Source organism: Mycobacterium sp. 852002-50816_SCH5313054-b (genome assembly GCF_001667185.1).
In the GTDB taxonomy this organism is placed as follows: Bacteria; Actinomycetota; Actinomycetes; order Mycobacteriales; family Mycobacteriaceae; genus Mycobacterium.
Map to the genome: position 1 here is coordinate 20,891 of NZ_LZIC01000106.1, position 18,853 is coordinate 39,743.

Below are 18,853 nucleotides of genomic sequence, written 5' to 3' on the forward strand. Positions count from 1 at the left end.
ATGACCGACCAGCAGGTGTTCTATGACGACATCGCCGTCGGCGACCACATGCCCACGCTGACCGTCACCGTCGACGAGACGCAGCTCTTCTTCTTCAGCGCCGCGACCTACAACGGCCACCGCATTCACTACGACAAGGAGTGGGCCCGCACGGTGGAAGGCTACGACGACGTGTTGGTGCAGGGCCCGCTGCAGGCCGCGCTGCTGGCCCGCGCGATCGGCGACTGGATCGGCGGGCGCGGCCGCCTGGTGTCCTTCTCGGTGCAGAACCGGGCCGTCGCGTATGCCGGCCAGCCACTCAGCTTCGGCGGCGAGGTCACCGGCAAGCGCCTCGGCGAAACCGGCGCGGGGCTGGTGGATCTCGAGATCTCCGGCCGCCGCGACGCCACCCTGCTGATGCCCGGGACCGCGACGGTCGAGCTGCCCCGACGCGGAACGCCGTCGTGACGGGGCTGCGCGGCGAGGCGGCCGTCATCGGCATCGCCGAGCTGCCCGCCGAACGGCGGCCCACCGGCCCCCCGCGATTCACCCTCGACCAGTACGCGCTGCTGGCGAAGCTGGTCATCGAGGACGCCGGCGTCGACCCGGCGTGCGTCAACGGCCTGCTCACCCACGGCGTGGCCGAATCCGCGATGTTCGCGCCCGCCACGCTGTGCGAATACCTGGGCCTGGCATTGGATTTCGGGGAACGCGTCGACCTGGGCGGAGCCACCTCGGCGGGAATGATCTGGCGGGCGGCCGCCGCGGTGGAGCTGGGCATCTGCGACGCGGTGCTGGCGGTGGTCCCCGGTTCGGCGGCGCAGCCGCAATCCGACAGACGACCGCCGCCCACCCCGAATTGGTATGGGGCATCGTCGAACAACTATGGGTCACCCCAGGCCGAGTTCGAGATCCCGTACGGCAACGTCGGCCAGAACGCGCCCTACGCCCAGATCGCCCAGCGCTACGCCGCCGAGTTCGGCTACGATCCCGCCGCCGTGGCCAAGATCGCGGTCGACCAGCGCACCAACGCGGGTGCGCATCCGGGCGCGGTCTTCCATGGCAGCCCGATCACGGTCGACGACGTCCTGGCCAGCCCGATGATCGCCGATCCCATCCACATGCTCGAGACGGTGATGCGGGTGCACGGGGGAGCCGGGGTGCTGATCGCCAGCGCCGCCGTCGCGCGGCGAAGCCGCCATCGCCCGGTGTGGATCAAGGGTTTCGGTGAGCACATCGCGTTCAAGACCCCCACCTACGCCGAGGACCTGTTGCACACCCCGATCGCCCGCGCGGCCGACAGGGCGTTCGCGATGGCCGGGCTGGGCCGCTCCGACGTCGATGTCGCGTCGATCTACGACTGCTACACCATCACAGTGTTGATGAGCCTGGAAGACGCCGGCTTCTGCGCCAAAGGCGAAGGCATGTCGTGGGTTACCGAACACGACCTGACCCACCGCGGCGACTTCCCGCTCAACACCGCGGGCGGTCAACTGTCCTTCGGCCAGGCCGGGATGGCCGGCGGCATGCACCACGTGGTCGACGCGGCGCGCCAGATCATGGGGAGGGCCGGTGACGCGCAGGTGCGCGACTGCCACACGGGGTTTGTCACCGGCAACGGCGGCATCATGAGCGAGCAGGTCGCGCTGCTCCTGCGGGGGGATTAGCGGTGCGGGCCGACTATCCCGTTCCCGAGCCCACCCCGGTCTCCCGGCCCTTTTGGGACGGCCTGGCGCGGCACCGCATCGTCGTGCAGTATTCGCCGTCGGTGGGGCGTTACGTCTTCTATCCCCGGACCCTGGCGCCGGGTTCGCTCGCCGACGACCTGGAGTGGCGCGAAATCGATGGGGCGGGAACGTTGTACACCTACACCGTGGCGCGCAGACCCACCGGCCCGCCGTGGGCGGACGCGGTGCCGCAGCTGCTCGCGGTGGTGCAATGGGACGCCGGGCCACGCATCAGCACCGAATTGGTGGAGGTCGACCCGGCCGACATCCGAATCGGAATGCGGGTGACGCCGGTGTTCTACGATCTTGACAGCGGAATCACCTTGCTGAAGTACCGGCCGGCGTGACCGGCGCAACGGTGCGGGCGGAGGCGCACATGGACCATGGCATTGACGCCATCGACGACACGGTGCGGGCGATGTTGCGCGAGTTGAACGCCGGATTTCCCCGCGTCGAGACGATGACGGGTCCCGAGGCGCGGGCCGCCGTCGCCGCGCGGCGGGTCCCCGCCAACAACATCGACGACGTCCGCAACACCATCGACCACACGGTCCCGGGACCCGGGGGTGCCATCCCCGTGCGGATCTACCACCCGCACGGCGACCTCGGACACCGCCCCGGCATCGTGTTCTACCACGGCGGCGGATTCGTCTTCTGCGACATCGAATCCCACGACGGCTTCTGCCGGGCCCTGGCGCGCGGCAGCCAGGCCGTCGTCGTGTCCGTCGGGTATCGGCTGGCGCCCGAGCACCCCGCACCCGCGGCAGCCCTCGACGCTTTCGCCGCCTTCCGCTGGGTGATCGAACACGCGGACGGCCTCGGCATCGACGCGACGCGGACCGCGGTCGCCGGCGACAGCGCCGGGGGGAACCTCGCGGCGGTCACCGCGATCCTGTGCCGCGAACGAGGCGTCGCCCGGCCCGCCGCCCAGCTGTTGCTGTACCCGACCGTCGACCCCTCATTCGACACGGACAGCTACCACCTCTACGGCGCCGGGTACGTCAACACCCGGGCCGCGATGCAGTGGTATTGGCGTCAATACCTCGGCGGTGAGCGGCTTTTCGATCCCCCCTGGCTGGTTGCGCCGGCGCGCGCGGACAGTTTCGCGGACCTACCGGCGGCGGTGGTCGTGACCGCCGGCCTGGACCCGTTGCACAGCGAGGGACGCGATTACGCGCGCCGCCTGCGCAACGCGGGCGCGCGAGTCGTGCACCGCGATTTCCCCGGATTGTTCCACGGCTTCATGACGATTCAGTCCTTCCCGCCGGCCACCTCGGCGCGCGAGCTGGTGTGCCGCGATCTGCGGGACTTGCTGGACCTCGCTCGGTGCGAGTCGAAATGACCGATACCGACGTCATCGTCATCGGCGCGGGATTCGCCGGGCTCTACGCCGTGCGCCGGGCCGTCTCGGCGGGCCTGTCGGTGATCGGCATCGAGGCGGCCCCCGACGTGGGTGGCACCTGGTACTGGAACCGGTACCCGGGCGCGCGGTGCGACGTCGAAAGCGTCGACTACTCCTACTCATTCGACGAAGCGCTGCAGCAGAGCTGGACGTGGAGCGAACGTTTCGCCGCGCAGCCGGAGATCCTGGCCTATCTTCGCCACGTGGCCGATCGATTCGATCTGCGCCGCCACTACCGGTTCGGCGTCGACGTGATCGGCGCGGAATTCGACGGGGCGGCAGGCTGGCGCGTGCGCACCCGTGATGTTTCGGAGGTCGGCGAGACGCACACCGCGCAGTTTCTCGTCTGCGCGACGGGCTGCCTGTCGGCGGTCAACCGTCCCGATATCCCCGGCCTCGACGACTTTGCCGGCGAGGTGTACTTCACAGCGGCGTGGCCACGCGAGGAGCCCGACCTGCGGGGCAAGCGGGTAGGGCTGATCGGCACGGGTTCGTCTGGCATTCAAGCGGTTCCGGTCATCGCAGGCCAGGCCGAGCGGCTCGTGGTGTTTCAGCGATCGGCGAATTACAGCATCCCGATGCCCAACCGCCCATGGTCGGCGACCGAACAGCGACGGATCCGCGAGGAGTACCCCGAGCGGCGCCGGCTGTCGGCCTACGCGTCGGCCGGCACGCCGCATGGCACCTATCCCAAGAAGGCGCTCGAAGCCGACCCCCACGAGCGGATCGAAGCCCTGTGGCGGCGCTGGCGCGAGGGCGGTGTGCTGTTCGCCAAGACCTTCCCCGACCAGAACTCCGACCCGGCCGCCAATGCCGTCGCGCGGGAGTTCGCGGAGGAGCGCATCCGCGAGATCGTCCACGACCCCGTCGTCGCCGCGGACTTGATCCCGGTCGACCACCCGATCGGGACGAAGCGAATCTGCACCGACGCCGGTTATTACGCGACCTTCAACCGCGACAACGTCCGGCTGGTGAACCTGCGCCGCGAGCCCATCGACGCGATCGTCCCCGAGGGAGTGCGAACCGGTGCCGCGACCTATCCCTGCGACGTGCTCGTCTTTGCGACCGGGTTCGACGCGCTGACCGGCGCGCTGACCCGCATCGACCCGAAGGGGCCCAGGGGAGACCGGCTGCGCGACATCTGGGCGGACGGCCCCGTGACTTTTCTGGGCCTGATGGTCCCCGGCCTGCCAAACCTGTTCACTATCAGCGGTCCCGGCAGCCCGTCCGTGCTGGCCAACATGGTGCTGCACGCCGAGGTTCAGGTCGACTGGGTCATCGAGCTGATGTTGACGGCCCGTCGCCTCGGCGTGCACGAGGTCGAACCCCGCCGCGACGCCGCCGACGCATGGACCGACCACGTCGCGCAGGCCGCCGAGCAGACGCTGTTTCCGAAAGCGACATCCTCGTGGTATCTGGGCGCCAACATCGAGGGCAAGAAACGGATCTTCATGCCCTACGCCGGGGGATTCGGCACCTACCGCCGGCATTGCGAAGCGGTGGCCGATCAGAACTACGCCGGATTGGTCCTGACCACCTTATGAGCCAACCGGGACCCGAGACCGTTCAGCAGCTCTTGCGGCAGCGCCGAAACGACGACACCGCCGCGATCGCACACGGCGAGCGGACCTGGACGTGGCGGCAACACCTGGCCGAGGCCGAGGCCGAGGCCGCCGCGCTGATCCGCCTCGCCGACCCCGCCCGTCCGCTGCACGTCGGGGCGTTGCTCACCAACTCGCCGCCGATGCTGCGCGCCATGGCGGCCGCCGCGCTGGGCGGCTACGTGTTGTGCGGCATCAATACCACCCGCCGCGGCGCCGGCTTGCTCGCCGACATCCGGCGCTCCGACTGCCAGCTCCTGCTCGTCGACGGCGAGCACTTGGCGCTGCTGGACGGGTTGGAGCTCAACGGAATTCAGGTCATCGACGTCGGGTCACGGCGCTACGCCGAAGCGGTGGCCGGGGCGCCGCCGCTCGTTCCGCACCGCGAGGTCACCGCCGCCGACACCCTGATGATGATCTTCACCTCCGGTACCAGCGGCGACCCCAAGGCCGTGCGGTTCGCGCACGGGATGGCGATCATGTGCGGGGCCAGCCTGATCTTCCAGTACGGCGTCACCGCCGAGGACGTCTGCTACCTGGCGATGCCGCTGTTTCACTCCAATGGAATCGCCGCCGGATGGGCGGTCGCCATCGGCAGCGGCGCCACCATGGTGCCGGCCAAGTTCTCGCCGTCGCGCTTCCTCGACGACGTGCGCCGCCACCAGGTGACCTACCTGAACTACGTCGGCAAGCCCCTCGCGTTGATCCTCGCCACCCCCGAACGCCCCGACGACGCCGACACCACCCTGCGGGTCGCGTTCGGCAACGAGGCAACCGATCGCGACATCGCCGAATTCGCAAGGCGTTTCGGATGCCGGGTCATCGACAGCTTCGGCTCCAGCGAGTTCGCGGTGATCGTCGTCCGCGAGGACGGCGCCCCGCCGGGGTCGATCGGCAAGCCGTACCCCGGGGTCAGCATCTACAACCCGCACACCCTGACCGAGTGCGCGGTCGCGAAATTCGACGAACACGGCGCCCTGACCAACTTCGACGACGCGGTCGGCGAACTCGTCAACACCCAGGGCGCGGGCCCGTTCACCGGCTATTACAACGATCCGTCGGCGACGGCGCAGCGCATGCGGCACGGCATGTACTGGTCCGGCGACCTGGCCTACCGCGACGTCGAAGGCTGGATCTATTTGGCCGGTCGCACGGCGGATTGGATGCGAGTCGACGGCGAAAACCTGGCCGCGGCGCCGATCGAGCGGATCCTGGAACGGCTGCCGCAAATCAGCCAGGTCGCCGTCTACGCCGTGCCCGACGAGCGCGTCGGCGATCAGGTGATGGCGGCGTTCGTGCTGCGCGGCGAGACAGACTTCCAGCCCGAGGATTTCGAGAAGTTCCTTGCAGTGCAACCCGATCTGTCGCCGAAGGCGTGGCCGCGCTATGTGCGCATCAATGACGATCTGCCGGCGACGGCTACCAACAAAATCCTCAAACGGGAGTTGATCGCCGCCGGCATCGACGCGCAGGGCGGCGTGCTGTGGACGCGCCACCCGCGCGGCACCACCTATGCCGTCGAGGCGTCCTAACCGGCCTCGGCGGGAGTGGGGGCTTCGCCGAATCGGGCCAATACCAGCGTTCCCGACACCGCCACCACGAATCCGAGGACGACCAACCAGCCGAGACCGTCGCGGGCACTGTCGCCCAGCCACACCACTCCCACGAGCGCGGGGGCGACCGTTTCGCCGACAACCATGGCCGCCACCGTCGTGGTCACCGATCCGCGATGCAGGGCGGAGGTGAGCAACAGGAATCCCGCGGCACCGCCGCCGGCCGCCGCGTACAGGGCCGGGTTGGTGTAGAAGGCGGCCTTGGTCGGATCGATCACGTCGATGAGCCGCACGCCGACCTCGACGACACCGAAGCCGCTTCCGGCGCCGAGCCCGAGGGCAAGCGCGCGCTCGCGGTCGCGCAGCCGGCCCGCGGCGGCGCCGGCCACGAAGATCGCCGCGACCACGCCGATGAGCGCCCAGCCGAGCCCGGCCGGCGCGCGACGGAAGTGCCCCGGTCCGGCCGCGCAGGCGAGCGCGGCCAGGCTCGCGCAGACGACCCCGACGGCCGTCCACTCGGCGCGTGACAGCCGTGCCGAGAGCACCCACGCGGACACGATGCCGGTGACCGCGATGGAGGCGGCGAGCGCCGCGGCGACGACATAGATCGGCACCAAACGCAAGGCCAACACCTGGAGCAGAAACCCGAGGCCGTCGAGGCCGATGCCGGCGACATAGCGCCACTGCCGGACGGCGCGCATCAGCAGCACGGCGTCGACACCCGATCTGCTCGCGGCTTCCACCGATCGTGTCGCGACCGCCTGCAACACCGAGGCCGTGCCGTAACAGATCGAGCAACCCAACGCGAGCAGGAACCCGATCAGCACAGAGGAGACAATACGAGACATCTACACCCCGGGGCGTGCCGAGCGTGGGCCCTAAGTACGAAAACGGCCTTGATTTCGTCCATAACCCCCACGCTCGACGCTCGGGACCGTCACAGCTCGGTCATGATGTGCAGCCGCCGCGCGGTGTACTCGGCGTCGGAGATGGCGCCGGCGGCGCGCAGCGCCTCGAGTTCCCTGAAGCGCTCGGAAACCGGCACCGGCGGGTCCGGATACGAAAGCGCTATCGGATGCGCGGGACGCCCCGTGTCCCTGGCACCCCATCCCGCGCCGAGGTTGATGAGCCGCAGCGCGAACAGCACGCCGGCCGCGGTGATCGGCAGCCCGAAATACAGCATCCACCCCGACGACAGGCCGGTGCGACTCAACGCGACATAGCGCCACAGCAGCAACAAGGCGACCAGCGCCCCGGACAGCAGGATTGCGGCCTTGGTCTTCATTCGCGGGTTCCTCCTTGCGATCGCAGAGTGCGTCTCGCAAGTGGACGACGCGGATGCCGCTACCGATCCCAATTGCGGTAGAGGTAGTGCAGTACCAGCGCGGTGACCACCCCGTATCCCAGGTGCGGGATCAGATCGCTGATCCACCCGACGACACCCCAGGTGCGCGGGTCGGTCACCCCGAGCACGGTCATCGGCCCGTTGGTCCCGATCAGGGCGATCGCCGTCGCGACCAGCGTGGCCACCAGCAGGCCCGGGCGCCACCCCAGCGCATACGCCAGCCCGAGAATCACGCCCATCCCGATCCCCGCCGCATACCCGGTCAGCGCGCCGAGGCCGAGGAGCCGGTTGGCCAACACGTCGCCGGTCCCGGGCACCGTCAGGCCAAACAGCCTCGACATCGCTTCGACGGTTCGTTCGGGCGTCGTGCTCGTCGGCCGGCCCCGCACCGCGATGTCCAGGTAGGTGATCACGTCGAGCGCGGTGGTGCCGGCCGCCCCGGCGGCGGCGCCGCTGAGCAGTCCCGGCCAAAGCCCGGCAATGCGCGTGGTCCGCATTCGCGACCGCCTCCTGTGCTGGGAGCTTGCGTCGCATTTGACTAAAGCATCCTGTGTCGCTGTGCGCATCCCGCGATCGCAAATTAAAGTAGGCAACCATGCCGAACCGCAAAGCCAGGGCCGCCGCGGTCTGCGGCGGCGCCGTCCTGGTTTTCGCCTTCGGATTCGGCACCGTCGGCGCGCAGGCCGGTGCCGGCGAGCCGCTGAACCGCGCAACCAGCTCGTCGTCCGGCGTGGCTCCCACCGGCGGCGGCGACGGCGCCGGCGCCATCCGCGTGCAGCCCGTCGGCGGGGGCGCCTGCATCATCGGCCTCAACTGTGGCTGCATTCCGCACCGCACCTGTCCGACGCCGCACGCTCGTCCGGGCACCGGCGGCGCCAACCAGCACAACGCCCCGGCCCCGCAGAATCCTTAGCGGCCGGACTTCCTGCCTGAACGGCGAGCGGTTTCCCTATCATTTGGGGATGAGCGCCCGTGGGCTGGATGCCGTTGGCTCGCCGGCGTTCGCCGACGAGGATGCGGCCGTGTTTCGCGCCGCCGGCTGGTGGTCCGATTCGACGCTGTCGGACGCGGTGCGTCGCAACGCCGAATCCGCACCAGACCGTCCCGCCTATGTCGACGATCTCGGCACGCCGCTGAGTTGGCGTGAATTCGACGATGCGGCAAGCAAACTGGCTGAGGAACTGGCCGGCATCGGTGTGCGGCGCGGCGATCGGATCGCGGTCTGGCACGGCGACTCCACCGCCATCCATGTGCTTTTCGTCGCGATCGAACGGTGCGGCGCCGTCGTGGTCGGCATCGGCGCACGCGCCGGGACCCGCGAGGTGGCGGCGATACTGCGGAATTCGCAACCAAAGATCCTGATCAGCGACCCGGAGCGCGGCCCGACCGCGGCGCAGGCGGCCGGCGAAGCCGCGGTGTCGACCCTGGTTGTAAACGGGGATCCCGGTGCGCTGCGGCTCAACGTGCGCGCGCGGCCCAGGGCGTTGGAGGCCGACGCTCGGCTGGGCCCCGACGACGTCTTTCTCATCAACTCCACCTCTGGGACGACGGGCCTGCCCAAATGCGTCGTGCACACACAAAACCGTTGGCACTACTTCCACCAGAAGGCCGTCGCCAACGGATTGCTGACGCCGGATGACGTCTTCTTGCCGGTCATACCCACGCCGTTCGGCTTTGGCCTCTGGACCAGCCACACCACCCCGATCTATCTCGGCGCCAGCGCGGTGATCATGCGGCGGTTCACCGCGCGCGAGGCGTGTGAGGCGATCGCGCGGCACGCGGTGACCGTGTTGTGTTGTGTCAGCACGCAATTGACGATGCTGATGGCGGACCCGGCTTCCCGCGAGCATGACCTGAGTTCGTTGCGCATCGTTTTCGCCGGCGGCGAGGCGTTGCCGTATCGGCCGGCCGCCGAGTTCGAGGAACTCACCGGCGCGAAGATCCTGCAGTTCTACGGTTCCAACGAGACGGGGTTGCTCAGCGCCACCACGGTCGATGACTCACGCGAACGCCGACTCCGCACGGGCGGCCGGATCGTTCCGGAAATGGCGGTCCGGCTCTTCGACGGGGACCGGGACGTCACCGCGACGGGGCGCGGCCAGCCCGCTTGCCGGGGCCCGGCGACCAGCCTGGGGTACCTCGGCGGCGCCGACCACGACAAACTGTTCACCGCCGACGGGTGGATGCGCATGGGCGACCTCTGCGAGATCGACGCCGAGGGCTACCTGACCGTGACCGGCCGGACCTCCGACTTCATCCTGCGCGGGGGCAAGAACATCAGCGCGACCCAGGTCGAGGACACCGTCATGACCCACCCCGCGATCGCCTTGGCGGCGGCGGTCGCGATGCCCGATCCGGTGTTCGGTGAAAAGGTCTGTATCTATACCGAAGTCGTCGACTCCCAGACCATCGACCTGCCTGGCCTGGTCGACCATTTGTTGGCGCTGGGAGTCTCCAAGGAGCTGCTGCCCGAACGACTCATCGTGGTCGATGAACTTCCCCGATCTTCCGGGGGCAAGGTTGCCAAAGGCCAGCTCCGCGAGGATATTCGAACGAGGATGGAGGCCGATCATGAACGCTCCTGACGCACGGCGGGGTGGCCTCGAAGTCTGGGCGCCATCGGTGGTGCCTCCGATCGGCGTCGAGCTGTCCCATGAACAGGCGCTCGCCATCGCGTTCCGCCACCTGGCCGCCATCGGATTCGCGGAGAACATGGCCGGGCACATCACCTGGCAGCTCGACGGCCAAACGGACATGTTCGTCAATCCGTGGGGGCTGTGGTGGCAGGAGCTCACCGCCTCGGACATCTGCGTCGTGGACAGTGACGCGCGGGTAGTGCGCGGTCGCTGGGATGTCACCCCGGCCATCCACATTCACACGGAACTGCACCGGGTCCGAGACGACGCCCGGGTGGTCATCCACAACCACCCCTACTACGTGTGCGTCCTCGCCGCGCTGGGCCGGCTCCCCGAACTGGTCCACCAGACCGGCTCGCTGTACCTCGACGACCTGTGCCTCGTCGACACATACGACGGGGAGATCGACAGCCCCGCCCGCGCCGCGGACCTCGCCGCGCGCATCGGCGGCGCCAACCTCACGATTTTGGCCAACCACGGCGTGATCGCGACCGGCCGCAACCTCCCGGAAGCCGTGTACCGGGCGGCATCGATCGAGCGGGTATGCAAGCTGGCTCACGACGTCATGCTCACCGGCAAGGACCCGGTGCAGATGAATTGGTCCGACATGGCGGGCATGCAGCGGTCGCTGATCGAACGCGCCGCCGACGTGTACTGGGCGGGGGCGGCACGGATGACCATCAAGGCCGACCGCGATGTGCTCACATGAAAGTCGGGTGTGCAGCCACGGCATCGAGTGTGCGCCCAGGGTGCAATTCGGCCGCGATTCCCGCCGTGGACGCACAGTCAAAGCCGCCACCGCACACTCAAGCGCCCGCCCCGCAAGGAGATTGACGAGTGAAATCGATCGATGAGCTCGCCGGTGACCTGAACTTCACCAGGGCCAAGACGGGCGAACAGCGCTCGGTCACGTTCCTGCCGGCCCCGCCGCGGGCGCCCCGCCGCCACACGGTGATCTCGGTCGACGACCATATCGTCGAACCGCCGGACACCTTCACCGGACGGTTGCCGCGCAAGTTCGCCGACCGCGCACCCAAGGTCGTCGAGACCGGCGAGGGGGGACAAACGTGGGTTTACGATGGCCGGGAACTGCCCAACGTCGGATTCAACGCCGTGGTCGGGCGGCCTGTCGCGGAGTACGGGTTCGAGCCGGTTCGCTTCGACGAGATGCGCAGGGGCGCATGGGATATTCACGAGCGCGTCAAGGACATGGATCTGAACGGCATCTACGCGTCGCTGAACTTTCCGTCCTTTCTGCCGGGTTTCGCCGGCCAGCGGCTGCAGCAGGTGACCACGGACCGGGATTTGGCGTTGGCCTCCGTGCGCGCGTGGAACGACTGGCACCTCGAGGTTTGGGCGGGGTCATACCCCGAACGCATCATCCCCTGCCAGTTGCCTTGGCTGCTGGACCCCGGGCTCGGCGCGAAGATGATCTATGAGAACGCCGAACGCGGCTTTCACGCCGTCACTTTCAGCGAGAACCCGGCGATGCTGGGACTGCCGAGCATTCACTCCCGCCACTGGGACCCGATGATGGCGGCGTGTGCCGAGACGGGCACCGTCGTGAACCTGCACATCGGCTCCTCGGGGTCGTCGCCGTCCACCACCGACGATGCGCCACCGGACGTGCAGGGTGTGCTGTTCTTCGCCTACGCCATCTCGGCCGCGGTCGACTGGTTGTACTCCGGGCTGCCCAGCAGGTTCCCGGAGCTGAAAATCTGCCTGTCGGAAGGCGGGATCGGTTGGGTGGCGGGGCTGCTCGACCGCCTCGACCACATGCTCAGCTATCACGCGATGTACGGCACCTGGCAGGCGCTCGGCGAAAGCCTGACTCCGGCGGAGGTATTCACCCGGAACTTCTGGTTCTGCGCGGTGGAGGACAAGTCGTCGTTCGTGCAACGTGACCGGATTGGCGTGGACAACATCATGTTGGAAGCCGATTACCCGCATTGCGACTCCACCTGGCCGCACACCCAGCAGACCATTCACGAACAAATCGGCGATTTGCCGTCGGACATCATCCGGAAGTTCAGCTGGGAGAACGCATCTCGCCTGTATCGGCACCCCGTGCCGGTCGAGGTCCAACGGGATCCCGACGCGTTCTGACGCGGTCGTCGCGCCCCGCCGGCCGGGGGTACGGGCACTCGCTGTCATCCAGCACCGACTCGAGCCGTACCGAATAGCGTTGTGAGGCTGAGGAAACGGTGGGCGGGGACGGAGCGTCCCGCAAGCAGGGCGGCGTGCCCACCCAGTCCATGAACTGCCATATGGCGGCCGCGAACACGATGAGCAGTAGCGCCGTCGCGATCGCATGGGCCAGCAGGTAGTAGCGGTAGCTGGATGGAGATTGCGGTGAACCATCGCCGGCGGCAACCATTTTGAATGTTGCTGTACCCCTCAAGACAGGCCTCCCTTGTTGACCTAACGGTGTTAACCACCGCAACTCCTGCTCGGTAGTCCTTCGGAGCAGCGGCGCGATCGGATGGAAACACCCGCCTGAGCACAATGCGCAAAAGCTCAAAATCGCTTGTTGCGTGGCTATTGCGCACAAGCGAGTCAGCGCCGGCGCCGAGCCGTAGCTTCGAGTGCAACAAGGTGTCGGGAGCCGCTCGACATCGCACCGAGCAGGAGTCCGCCGTGTTCACTGCACCGGAAATGACTACGGGAACAAATGCGTATCGCGCGACCACCGAGGCGTCTTTACGGCTCCTGGATGCGAAGCGCGAGGACTATGTCGAACGCACGGTCGTCACGAGTGATGGCGTGCGGCTGGCGGTCCGGGACCACAACCCCGCCGGTCGCGACCACACCGTGGTCCTGCTGCACGGCCTTTGCCTGACCCAGGCGAGTTGGGAACTGCAGGTCCGTCATCTGAAGCGTCAGTGGGGCAACCGGATACGGATCATCACCTACGATCACCGCGGCCACGGCGCATCGACCGGTGCCGACATGCACACGTACCGGATCGATCGGCTCGCCGCCGACCTTGCCGATTTCCTGACCATCTTGCGGGTGACCGGTCCGCTCACGCTGGCCGGTCACTCGATGGGCGGGATGACGGCGCTCGCATACCTGGGCCGTCCCGCCGCCGATCGTCCGGTGGAACCGCAGGGCCTCGTCCTGGTCGCCACCGCGGCGGGCCGGCTCGCCGAGCGCGGACTCGGCCGCTTGCTGGGCACCCGCGCGACGGAGATGGTGTTCGACCTCGTCCACCACCTGCCCCGGCGCGCCATGGATAGGGCGATCAAGGGTGTTGTGCGGCCCGTCTTCGACGGTGGGATCAAGCTTTCCGGGGCCGACCGAGGCGGGGCCGCCGCACTCACGGCGTCCGCAATCCGCTCGGTGTCGTTGGCGACCGCGGCCGGATTCCTGCCCAGTCTGAAGCGATATGACCAGTACGCCGCGCTGGCCTCCATCGTCGCCAACACGATCGTCATCAGCGGGGGAGCGGACAAGACGACTCCGGCCGAGCACGCGCGTGACATCGCCGCGGCCATCCCGGACGCCACCCACCTGCACCGGCCCAGCGCCGGACACATGCTGCTGGGCGAGCATCCCGCGGTGCGTCGGCGAGGCCATCGACCGCGTCATGGGCATACCGGCCTTGTCGGTGCGCGTCATGGCCAGTTGAATCCGGGCGCGGCCGCGTTCAGAACGCGAAGCGATTGAGCACGTCGTAGTTCCGCATCGGCGTGGCGTTGACCAACCGCCACAACAGCCGCACCGGCGCCGAAGGTATGCGGTCGCAGAGCGCCCCCACGAAGGACTGCTCGAGGAGTCGCAGCCGCGGGTTCCACTGCTCGAGTTCCCGTGCGTCGCGGATGCCCCACTTGGTGATGCCCTTGGTGAAGAGCTTGGACAGCCGCGGCCCCATCGGCGATACGGTGTCGAAGGCGAGCTCGCCGCCGCCACAGCGATCCGTGATGCGTTGCAGCAGCGCACGCACCTGGGGCTCGGTCAGATACATGACGAGCCCCTCGGCGACCATCAGTGTCGGGCGATCGGTGGGCACCTCATCCAGCCACGCTTCATCGGTCACCGACGAGCCGATCATCCGGTAGCCGTCGCGGTCGTCGTACAGCTTGCGCCGCAACGCGATCACTGCTGGTTGGTCGACGTCGAACCACCGCACGGTGTCCGGCGGTTTCAGCCGGAACGCCCGGGTGTCCATTCCGCAGCCGAGGTGCAGCACGACGGCGTCCGGATGGCGGCGCAGGAAGTCGGCGCTCCAGTCGTCGAGCTGCCTGGCGCGCATGGTGACCATGTACTGGTTGGATCCCGGCCGCATGGCGCGACGCATGCGCGGCCAGTCGTATTCGATGCGGTCCACCGCCTCGGCGGCCGCCGTGTCGCCCAGAATCGGTGCCGGCGAACCGCTTTCGTACGCCCGCAGGTACAGCGTGCACAGGTTCGTCCACTCCACCGATCCCCACGCCACGTCGCTGAAGTCGACCTTGCCCGCTGTCGTCATCGCCGTTTCCTTCCCTCCCGGTATTCGGTCCACATCCGCATCAGCTGGTCGCGGTAGTCGCGGGTGCAGAACTCGCAGAAATCGCGGAAGTCCTCGACCCGCTGCCGCTGCTCGGCGCGGTCCGCACCCAGCATCGACAGCGCGAAGTCGGCGGGCTCGATGCCCAGCCGCATCAGCGACAGCTGCGTTTCCATCACGCTGGTGAACCCGCCCGGGGTGACCCGGTAGAGATGTTGACGGTTCGGGCTCGGCGACCGCTCGATCATCCCGCCTTCCAGCAGCTGCCGGGCGACGGTGCTGACCGACGCCTTGCTCACCGAAAGCGCGCCGGCCAGTTCGGTCAACGACTGCTGTGGCGGATCACAGATCAGCAGCCACCCGTATACCCGGCCCATGGTGCGGGTGGCGCCGAGGAGCTCGAAGAACAACCCAAGGCGGTCGACGAATTCGGTTTCTTCCGGTGACATGGCCCTCGATTAGTTCGTTCAGTACATACTAAACGTAGGCTATAACACCGGCCGGGTTATGGAAACCCAGAATCCGAGCGACCGATCAGAGGTCGGATGCCAGCCGCCGCAGGATGTCGGTCGCGGGTTCGGCGGTGGCGTGCCGGTACCCGGTGCCCGCCCACAGGTGGACGTAGTCGGGTTTCCCTGCCGCAGCGGCCGCCTTGCGCATCCCGGTGGTCAGGTGGTGAATCGCCGGATAGCCCAGCGGCGCCTGGGCTTCGTGGGCGTCGATGAACGCGTTGCGCAGCCCGCGCGCCGGGCGGCCGGTGAAGGCCCGGGTGATCACCGTCTCGGTGTACGCGGGATCAGTCAGGGCCGCCTGGTGGGTGGCCGACGCGCCGCTCTCGGTGGCGCGCAGCAGAACGGTGCCGACGACGGCCGCCGTGGCGCCCGCGCGGATCACCTCGGCCACCGCGGCGGGGGTTGCCAGCCCGCCGGCGGCCATGATCGGCACCGGAACGGTCGCCACGACCTGCTTGACGAGATCGGCGATCGCCACGGACCGCAAGGGCTGGCGCGGCGACAGCGTGCCCGAATGGCCGCCGGCGGCGGCCGCCTGCACGGCGAGCATGTCGACCCCGGCCTCGTGGGCCAGCGCCGCCTCTTCGGGAGTTGTCACCGTCTGGACCACGGTGGTGTCGGCGCGTTGCAAGGCCGCGATGACATCGCGCGACGGTATCCCGAACGTGAACGACACCATCGGCACCGGGTGCTCGAGCAACAGCGCGATTTTCTCGTCGAACCCGTCGATGTCCTCGATCGGCTCCACCGGCAGGGTGAGGCCAAATTGGTCGGCATCCTGCTGCACGATGGCAGCGTAGGTCCGGTAGTTGTCGGGATCGACCGGCAGCGGGTTGGGCGCAAACAGGTTGATGCCGAACGGAATCCCCTCGGCGCGGACCTTCTCGAGCTCCGCTTCGACGGCCCCCACGGTCTTGTAGCCGGCCGCCAACATGCCCAGGGCGCCGGCCCGGGTCGCGGCCGACACCATGGCCGGGGTGGTGGGACCGCCCGACATCGGGGCGGCGACCAGCGGAATGGACATCCCGAACTGTGCCAGCATTCAACGACAATATCCGCGCCGCCGCGGCGTTCCCTCCCGGCGCCGGACCTGACAGGATGCTTCAGCGTGAAGCGACCCAACTTTCTCGTGATCGTGGCGGACGACCTCGGGTTTTCCGACATCGGCGCGTTCGGCGGCGAGATCAACACGCCCAACCTGGATCGGCTGGCCTACGCGGGCGTGCGGTTCACCGATTTTCACTCCGCGCCGGCGTGCTCGCCCACCCGGGCGATGCTGTTGACCGGCACCGACCACCACATCGCCGGTATCGGTACGATGCTCGAGGTCGCGATGCCCGGATTTCAGGGCGCGCCCGGCTACGAGGGCTACCTGAACGACCGGGTCGTGGCCTTGCCCGAGCTGCTGCGCGACGCCGGGTACCTGACGCTGATGTCGGGTAAGTGGCACCTCGGTGGCACCATCGAGACCTCCCCGTCGGCCCGTGGCTTCGAGCGTTCCTTCGCGTTGCTCCCGGCCGGCGCCAGCCATTACGGCCCGGGCGCGGGCGGCGGGTTCTCGCCGGTGGCAACGCTTTACACCGAGGACGACCGCTTCGTCGGTGTGGGTGACGACTTCTATTCGTCCGACTTCTACGCCGACACCCTGCTGCGGTACCTTCGCGAGCGTCCCCCGGAGGACGACCGGCCCTTTTTTGCCTACCTGCCCTTTCAGGCGCCGCACTGGCCGTTGCAGGCGCCGGACGAATCCATCGCGCCGTATCGCGGCCGCTACGACGACGGCCCCGATGCATTGCGCCAGGCCCGCCTCGATGCGCTCAAGAAGCTCGGCCTGTGCCCGCCCGACGTGGCGGCGCACCCCGTCGTCGCCGACGGCGCTCCCGAGTGGGACGACATGACCGACGACGAGCGCGCGCGTTCGGCCCGCAGCATGGAGGTCTACGCCGGGATGGTCGACCGGATGGATCACAACATCGGGCGGGTGATCGACTACCTGGCCGGCACGGGCGAGCTGGACGACACCGTGGTGATCTTCTTGTCCGACAACGGCGCGGAGGGCGCGATGGTCGAGGCGATGCCGCTGCGGGGCGCCGAAATCGTTGCGCAGATCGAAAGGTATTGCGACAACAGCCTCGACAACCTCGGCGGGCCCACCTCGTTCATCTGGTACGGCCCGCGCTGGGCGCAGGCCGCCACGGCGCCGTCGCGCCTGCACAAGGCGTTCACCACCGAAGGCGGGATTCGGGTGGTGGGCTTCATGACGTGGCCGGGGTTTGCCCGGCAGGCCGAGATCGGCACGGCGTTCACCACCGTGATGGACATCGCCCCGACCGTGCTCGAGCTCGCGGGTATCACCCATCCCGGCACCACCTACCGGGGCCGCGAGGTCGAACCCATGCGGGGCCGCTCGCTGCTGCCGTATCTGTCGGGTGACAGCGAGCAGGTCCATGGCGACGAAACCGGCACGGGCTGGGAGTTGTTCGGCCGCCGCGCGATTCGACAGGGCGATTGGAAGGCCGTCTATCTGCCCGCGCCGTACGGTCCGGGAGCCTGGCAGCTCTACGACCTGTCCGGCGACCCCGGCGAGATCGACGATCTCGCCGCTTCACGGCCCGACAAGCTGGCCGACCTGCTGGCGCTGTGGGACCGCTACGTCGAGGAAACGGGCGTGATACTCGGGCCGGTCTCGGTGTTCGACGCCGACCGGTAGCAGCACAGCCCTCACAGGAAACGGCAAGGCGGGTCGGTTATCTTCGGCGGGTATTTTTGTGACTGTGCGGGTCGGAGGGGTGGGCATGACGTCGGGCATCGAGAAGTCCATGGCAGCCGTCGATCTCGACACGATGACCGCGGCCAGGGAGACGCTCGAGGACTACACCCTGCGGTTCGCGCCGCGCAGCTACCGGCGGTGGTCCACGGCGGTGGTGGGCATCTCGGCCCTTGGCGGCATCGCGTACCTCGCCGACTTCGCGATCGGCGCGAACATCGGGATCTCCTATGGCACCGGAAACGCCTTGGGCGGCATCGGGATCTTCGCCGTCGTGATCTTCCTGACCGGATTGCCGCTGGCCTATTACGCCGCGCGCTACAACATCGATTTGGATCTCATCACCCGCGGCAGCGGCTTCGGGTACTACGGCTCGGTGGTCACCAACGTCATCTTCGCGACCTTTACGTTCATCTTCTTCGCGCTCGAGGGCTCGATCATGGCCCAGGGTCTCCAGCTGGGCCTGCACCTGCCGCTGTGGTTGGGCTACGCCTGCTCGACGCTGCTCATCTTTCCGCTGGTGATCTACGGCATGAAAGTCCTCTCCCGGCTTCAGGTTTGGACCACGCCGCTCTGGCTGATCCTGATGGTGGTGCCGTTCGCCTACCTGCTGGTCGGCCACCCCGACTCGATCGGCCAGTTCTTCGCCTACGGCGGCCGCGCGGGTAACGGCCAAATGAACATCGGCTCAACATTGTTGGCGGCCGGCGTCTGCCTGTCGCTGATCGCCCAGATCGCCGAACAGGTCGACTACCTTCGCTTCATGCCGCCCCGAAGACGACCCAGCCGGGGCCTGCCAGCAGCATCCAGGTCCACCAGCTCCGGGAATTGGTCGGGGTCCG

Annotated in this window: 19 protein-coding genes; 13 read left to right on the plus strand and 6 right to left on the minus strand. The window is 68.3% G+C overall.

Features of this window, described 5'->3' with window-relative positions; translation table 11 throughout:
- From A5787_RS20160 to fadD1, 6 genes are read left to right on the plus strand one after another with little or no spacing between them, the layout of a single operon-like run.
- Nucleotides 1-447: a MaoC family dehydratase gene (locus A5787_RS20160; RefSeq protein ID WP_066970205.1), complete on the plus strand. Its 447-nt coding sequence runs from the start codon at nt 1-3 to the stop codon at nt 445-447.
- Nucleotides 444-1,646, plus strand: a complete 1,203-nt coding sequence (locus A5787_RS20165; RefSeq protein ID WP_066970208.1) for a thiolase family protein — start codon at nt 444-446, stop codon at nt 1,644-1,646. The genes A5787_RS20160 and A5787_RS20165 overlap by 4 nt, the downstream gene beginning before the upstream one ends.
- Nucleotides 1,647-1,648: 2 nt before the next feature.
- The gene (locus tag A5787_RS20170) at nt 1,649-2,053 is read left to right on the plus strand and encodes a Zn-ribbon domain-containing OB-fold protein (RefSeq protein ID WP_066970211.1); all 405 of its coding nucleotides are present in this window, start codon (nt 1,649-1,651) and stop codon (nt 2,051-2,053) included.
- A gap of 29 nt (nt 2,054-2,082) precedes the next feature.
- Nucleotides 2,083-3,048 (plus strand): alpha/beta hydrolase, encoded by a 966-nt coding sequence (locus tag A5787_RS20175; RefSeq protein ID WP_066970265.1) that lies wholly within the window; start codon nt 2,083-2,085, stop codon nt 3,046-3,048.
- Nucleotides 3,045-4,652 (plus strand): NAD(P)/FAD-dependent oxidoreductase, encoded by a 1,608-nt coding sequence (locus A5787_RS20180; protein WP_066970214.1) that lies wholly within the window; start codon nt 3,045-3,047, stop codon nt 4,650-4,652. Before A5787_RS20175 ends, A5787_RS20180 begins: the two co-directional genes overlap by 4 nt.
- A complete protein-coding gene (fadD1, locus tag A5787_RS20185; RefSeq protein WP_066970217.1) occupies nt 4,649-6,241 on the plus strand; it encodes a fatty-acid--CoA ligase FadD1 in 1,593 nt (530 codons plus the stop codon). Before A5787_RS20180 ends, fadD1 begins: the two co-directional genes overlap by 4 nt.
- Here fadD1 and A5787_RS20190 read toward each other — a convergent pair.
- From A5787_RS20190 to A5787_RS20200, 3 genes are all read right to left on the minus strand, one after another.
- The gene (locus A5787_RS20190) at nt 6,238-7,101 is read right to left on the minus strand and encodes a DMT family transporter (protein WP_156764046.1); all 864 of its coding nucleotides are present in this window, start codon (nt 7,099-7,101) and stop codon (nt 6,238-6,240) included. The two genes, fadD1 and A5787_RS20190, sit on opposite strands and share 4 nt — an antisense overlap.
- 98 nt (nt 7,102-7,199) lie before the next feature.
- Entirely contained in the window at nt 7,200-7,547 is a 348-nt protein-coding gene (locus tag A5787_RS20195; protein WP_066970223.1) for an SHOCT domain-containing protein, read from the minus strand.
- Between the two features lie 59 nt (nt 7,548-7,606).
- Complete coding sequence (locus tag A5787_RS20200) at nt 7,607-8,104, minus strand: hypothetical protein (RefSeq protein ID WP_066970226.1); 498 nt, start codon at nt 8,102-8,104, stop codon at nt 7,607-7,609.
- A 98-nt stretch (nt 8,105-8,202) separates the two neighbouring features.
- On the opposite strand from A5787_RS20200, the gene A5787_RS20205 reads away from it, so the two are divergent.
- The 5 genes from A5787_RS20205 (at nt 8,203) to A5787_RS20225 (ending at nt 13,912) form a co-directional block, all read left to right on the plus strand.
- Complete coding sequence (locus tag A5787_RS20205; RefSeq protein WP_066970229.1) at nt 8,203-8,520, plus strand: hypothetical protein; 318 nt, start codon at nt 8,203-8,205, stop codon at nt 8,518-8,520.
- A 49-nt stretch (nt 8,521-8,569) separates the two neighbouring features.
- Entirely contained in the window at nt 8,570-10,192 is a 1,623-nt protein-coding gene (locus A5787_RS20210; protein ID WP_066970232.1) for a class I adenylate-forming enzyme family protein, read from the plus strand.
- Nucleotides 10,179-10,952 carry a class II aldolase/adducin family protein gene (locus A5787_RS20215; RefSeq protein ID WP_066970235.1) on the plus strand — a complete coding sequence of 258 codons (774 nt, stop codon included), beginning with the start codon at nt 10,179-10,181 and terminating at the stop codon, nt 10,950-10,952. Before A5787_RS20210 ends, A5787_RS20215 begins: the two co-directional genes overlap by 14 nt.
- Nucleotides 10,953-11,080: 128 nt before the next feature.
- Nucleotides 11,081-12,349, plus strand: a complete 1,269-nt coding sequence (locus A5787_RS20220; protein WP_066970239.1) for an amidohydrolase family protein — start codon at nt 11,081-11,083, stop codon at nt 12,347-12,349.
- 549 nt (nt 12,350-12,898) lie between these two features.
- Nucleotides 12,899-13,912 (plus strand): alpha/beta fold hydrolase, encoded by a 1,014-nt coding sequence (locus A5787_RS20225; RefSeq protein ID WP_231994086.1) that lies wholly within the window; start codon nt 12,899-12,901, stop codon nt 13,910-13,912.
- Here A5787_RS20225 and A5787_RS20230 read toward each other — a convergent pair.
- The 3 genes from A5787_RS20230 to A5787_RS20240 all read right to left on the minus strand — a co-directional run bounded on the left by A5787_RS20230 (nt 13,893) and on the right by A5787_RS20240 (nt 16,286).
- Nucleotides 13,893-14,714: a class I SAM-dependent methyltransferase gene (locus A5787_RS20230; RefSeq protein ID WP_066970245.1), complete on the minus strand. Its 822-nt coding sequence runs from the start codon at nt 14,712-14,714 to the stop codon at nt 13,893-13,895. The genes A5787_RS20225 and A5787_RS20230 overlap by 20 nt on opposite strands.
- A complete protein-coding gene (locus tag A5787_RS20235) occupies nt 14,711-15,181 on the minus strand; it encodes a GbsR/MarR family transcriptional regulator (RefSeq protein WP_066970248.1) in 471 nt (156 codons plus the stop codon). Before A5787_RS20235 ends, A5787_RS20230 begins: the two co-directional genes overlap by 4 nt.
- An 85-nt stretch (nt 15,182-15,266) precedes the next feature.
- Nucleotides 15,267-16,286 (minus strand): nitronate monooxygenase family protein, encoded by a 1,020-nt coding sequence (locus tag A5787_RS20240; RefSeq protein ID WP_066970251.1) that lies wholly within the window; start codon nt 16,284-16,286, stop codon nt 15,267-15,269.
- A gap of 66 nt (nt 16,287-16,352) precedes the next feature.
- Here A5787_RS20240 and A5787_RS20245 point away from each other — a divergent pair, with 66 nt between their 5' ends.
- Together A5787_RS20245 and A5787_RS20250 are read left to right on the plus strand one after the other, a co-directional pair.
- Nucleotides 16,353-17,954, plus strand: a complete 1,602-nt coding sequence (locus tag A5787_RS20245) for an arylsulfatase (RefSeq protein WP_066970254.1) — start codon at nt 16,353-16,355, stop codon at nt 17,952-17,954.
- An 85-nt stretch (nt 17,955-18,039) separates the two neighbouring features.
- Nucleotides 18,040-18,853: cytosine permease (locus A5787_RS20250; protein WP_369829149.1), on the plus strand; the 814-nt coding region annotated here is incomplete at its 3' end.

Bases quoted from the DNA above. Each gene is read 5' to 3' on its own strand.
- A5787_RS20200 (WP_066970226.1), bottom strand. From the start codon at position 8,104: ATGCGGACCACGCGCATTGCCGGGCTTTGGCCGGGACTGCTCAGCGGC.
- A5787_RS20235 (WP_066970248.1), bottom strand. From the start codon at position 15,181: ATGTCACCGGAAGAAACCGAATTCGTCGACCGCCTTGGGTTGTTCTTC.
- A5787_RS20225 (WP_231994086.1), top strand. From the start codon at position 12,899: ATGACTACGGGAACAAATGCGTATCGCGCGACCACCGAGGCGTCTTTA.
- A5787_RS20210 (WP_066970232.1), top strand. From the start codon at position 8,570: ATGAGCGCCCGTGGGCTGGATGCCGTTGGCTCGCCGGCGTTCGCCGAC.
- fadD1 (WP_066970217.1), top strand. From the start codon at position 4,649: ATGAGCCAACCGGGACCCGAGACCGTTCAGCAGCTCTTGCGGCAGCGC.
- A5787_RS20230 (WP_066970245.1), bottom strand. From the start codon at position 14,714: ATGACGACAGCGGGCAAGGTCGACTTCAGCGACGTGGCGTGGGGATCG.
- A5787_RS20195 (WP_066970223.1), bottom strand. From the start codon at position 7,547: ATGAAGACCAAGGCCGCAATCCTGCTGTCCGGGGCGCTGGTCGCCTTG.
- A5787_RS20175 (WP_066970265.1), top strand. From the start codon at position 2,083: ATGGACCATGGCATTGACGCCATCGACGACACGGTGCGGGCGATGTTG.
- A5787_RS20205 (WP_066970229.1), top strand. From the start codon at position 8,203: ATGCCGAACCGCAAAGCCAGGGCCGCCGCGGTCTGCGGCGGCGCCGTC.
- A5787_RS20180 (WP_066970214.1), top strand. From the start codon at position 3,045: ATGACCGATACCGACGTCATCGTCATCGGCGCGGGATTCGCCGGGCTC.
- A5787_RS20160 (WP_066970205.1), top strand. From the start codon at position 1: ATGACCGACCAGCAGGTGTTCTATGACGACATCGCCGTCGGCGACCAC.
- A5787_RS20240 (WP_066970251.1), bottom strand. From the start codon at position 16,286: ATGCTGGCACAGTTCGGGATGTCCATTCCGCTGGTCGCCGCCCCGATG.
- A5787_RS20215 (WP_066970235.1), top strand. From the start codon at position 10,179: ATGAACGCTCCTGACGCACGGCGGGGTGGCCTCGAAGTCTGGGCGCCA.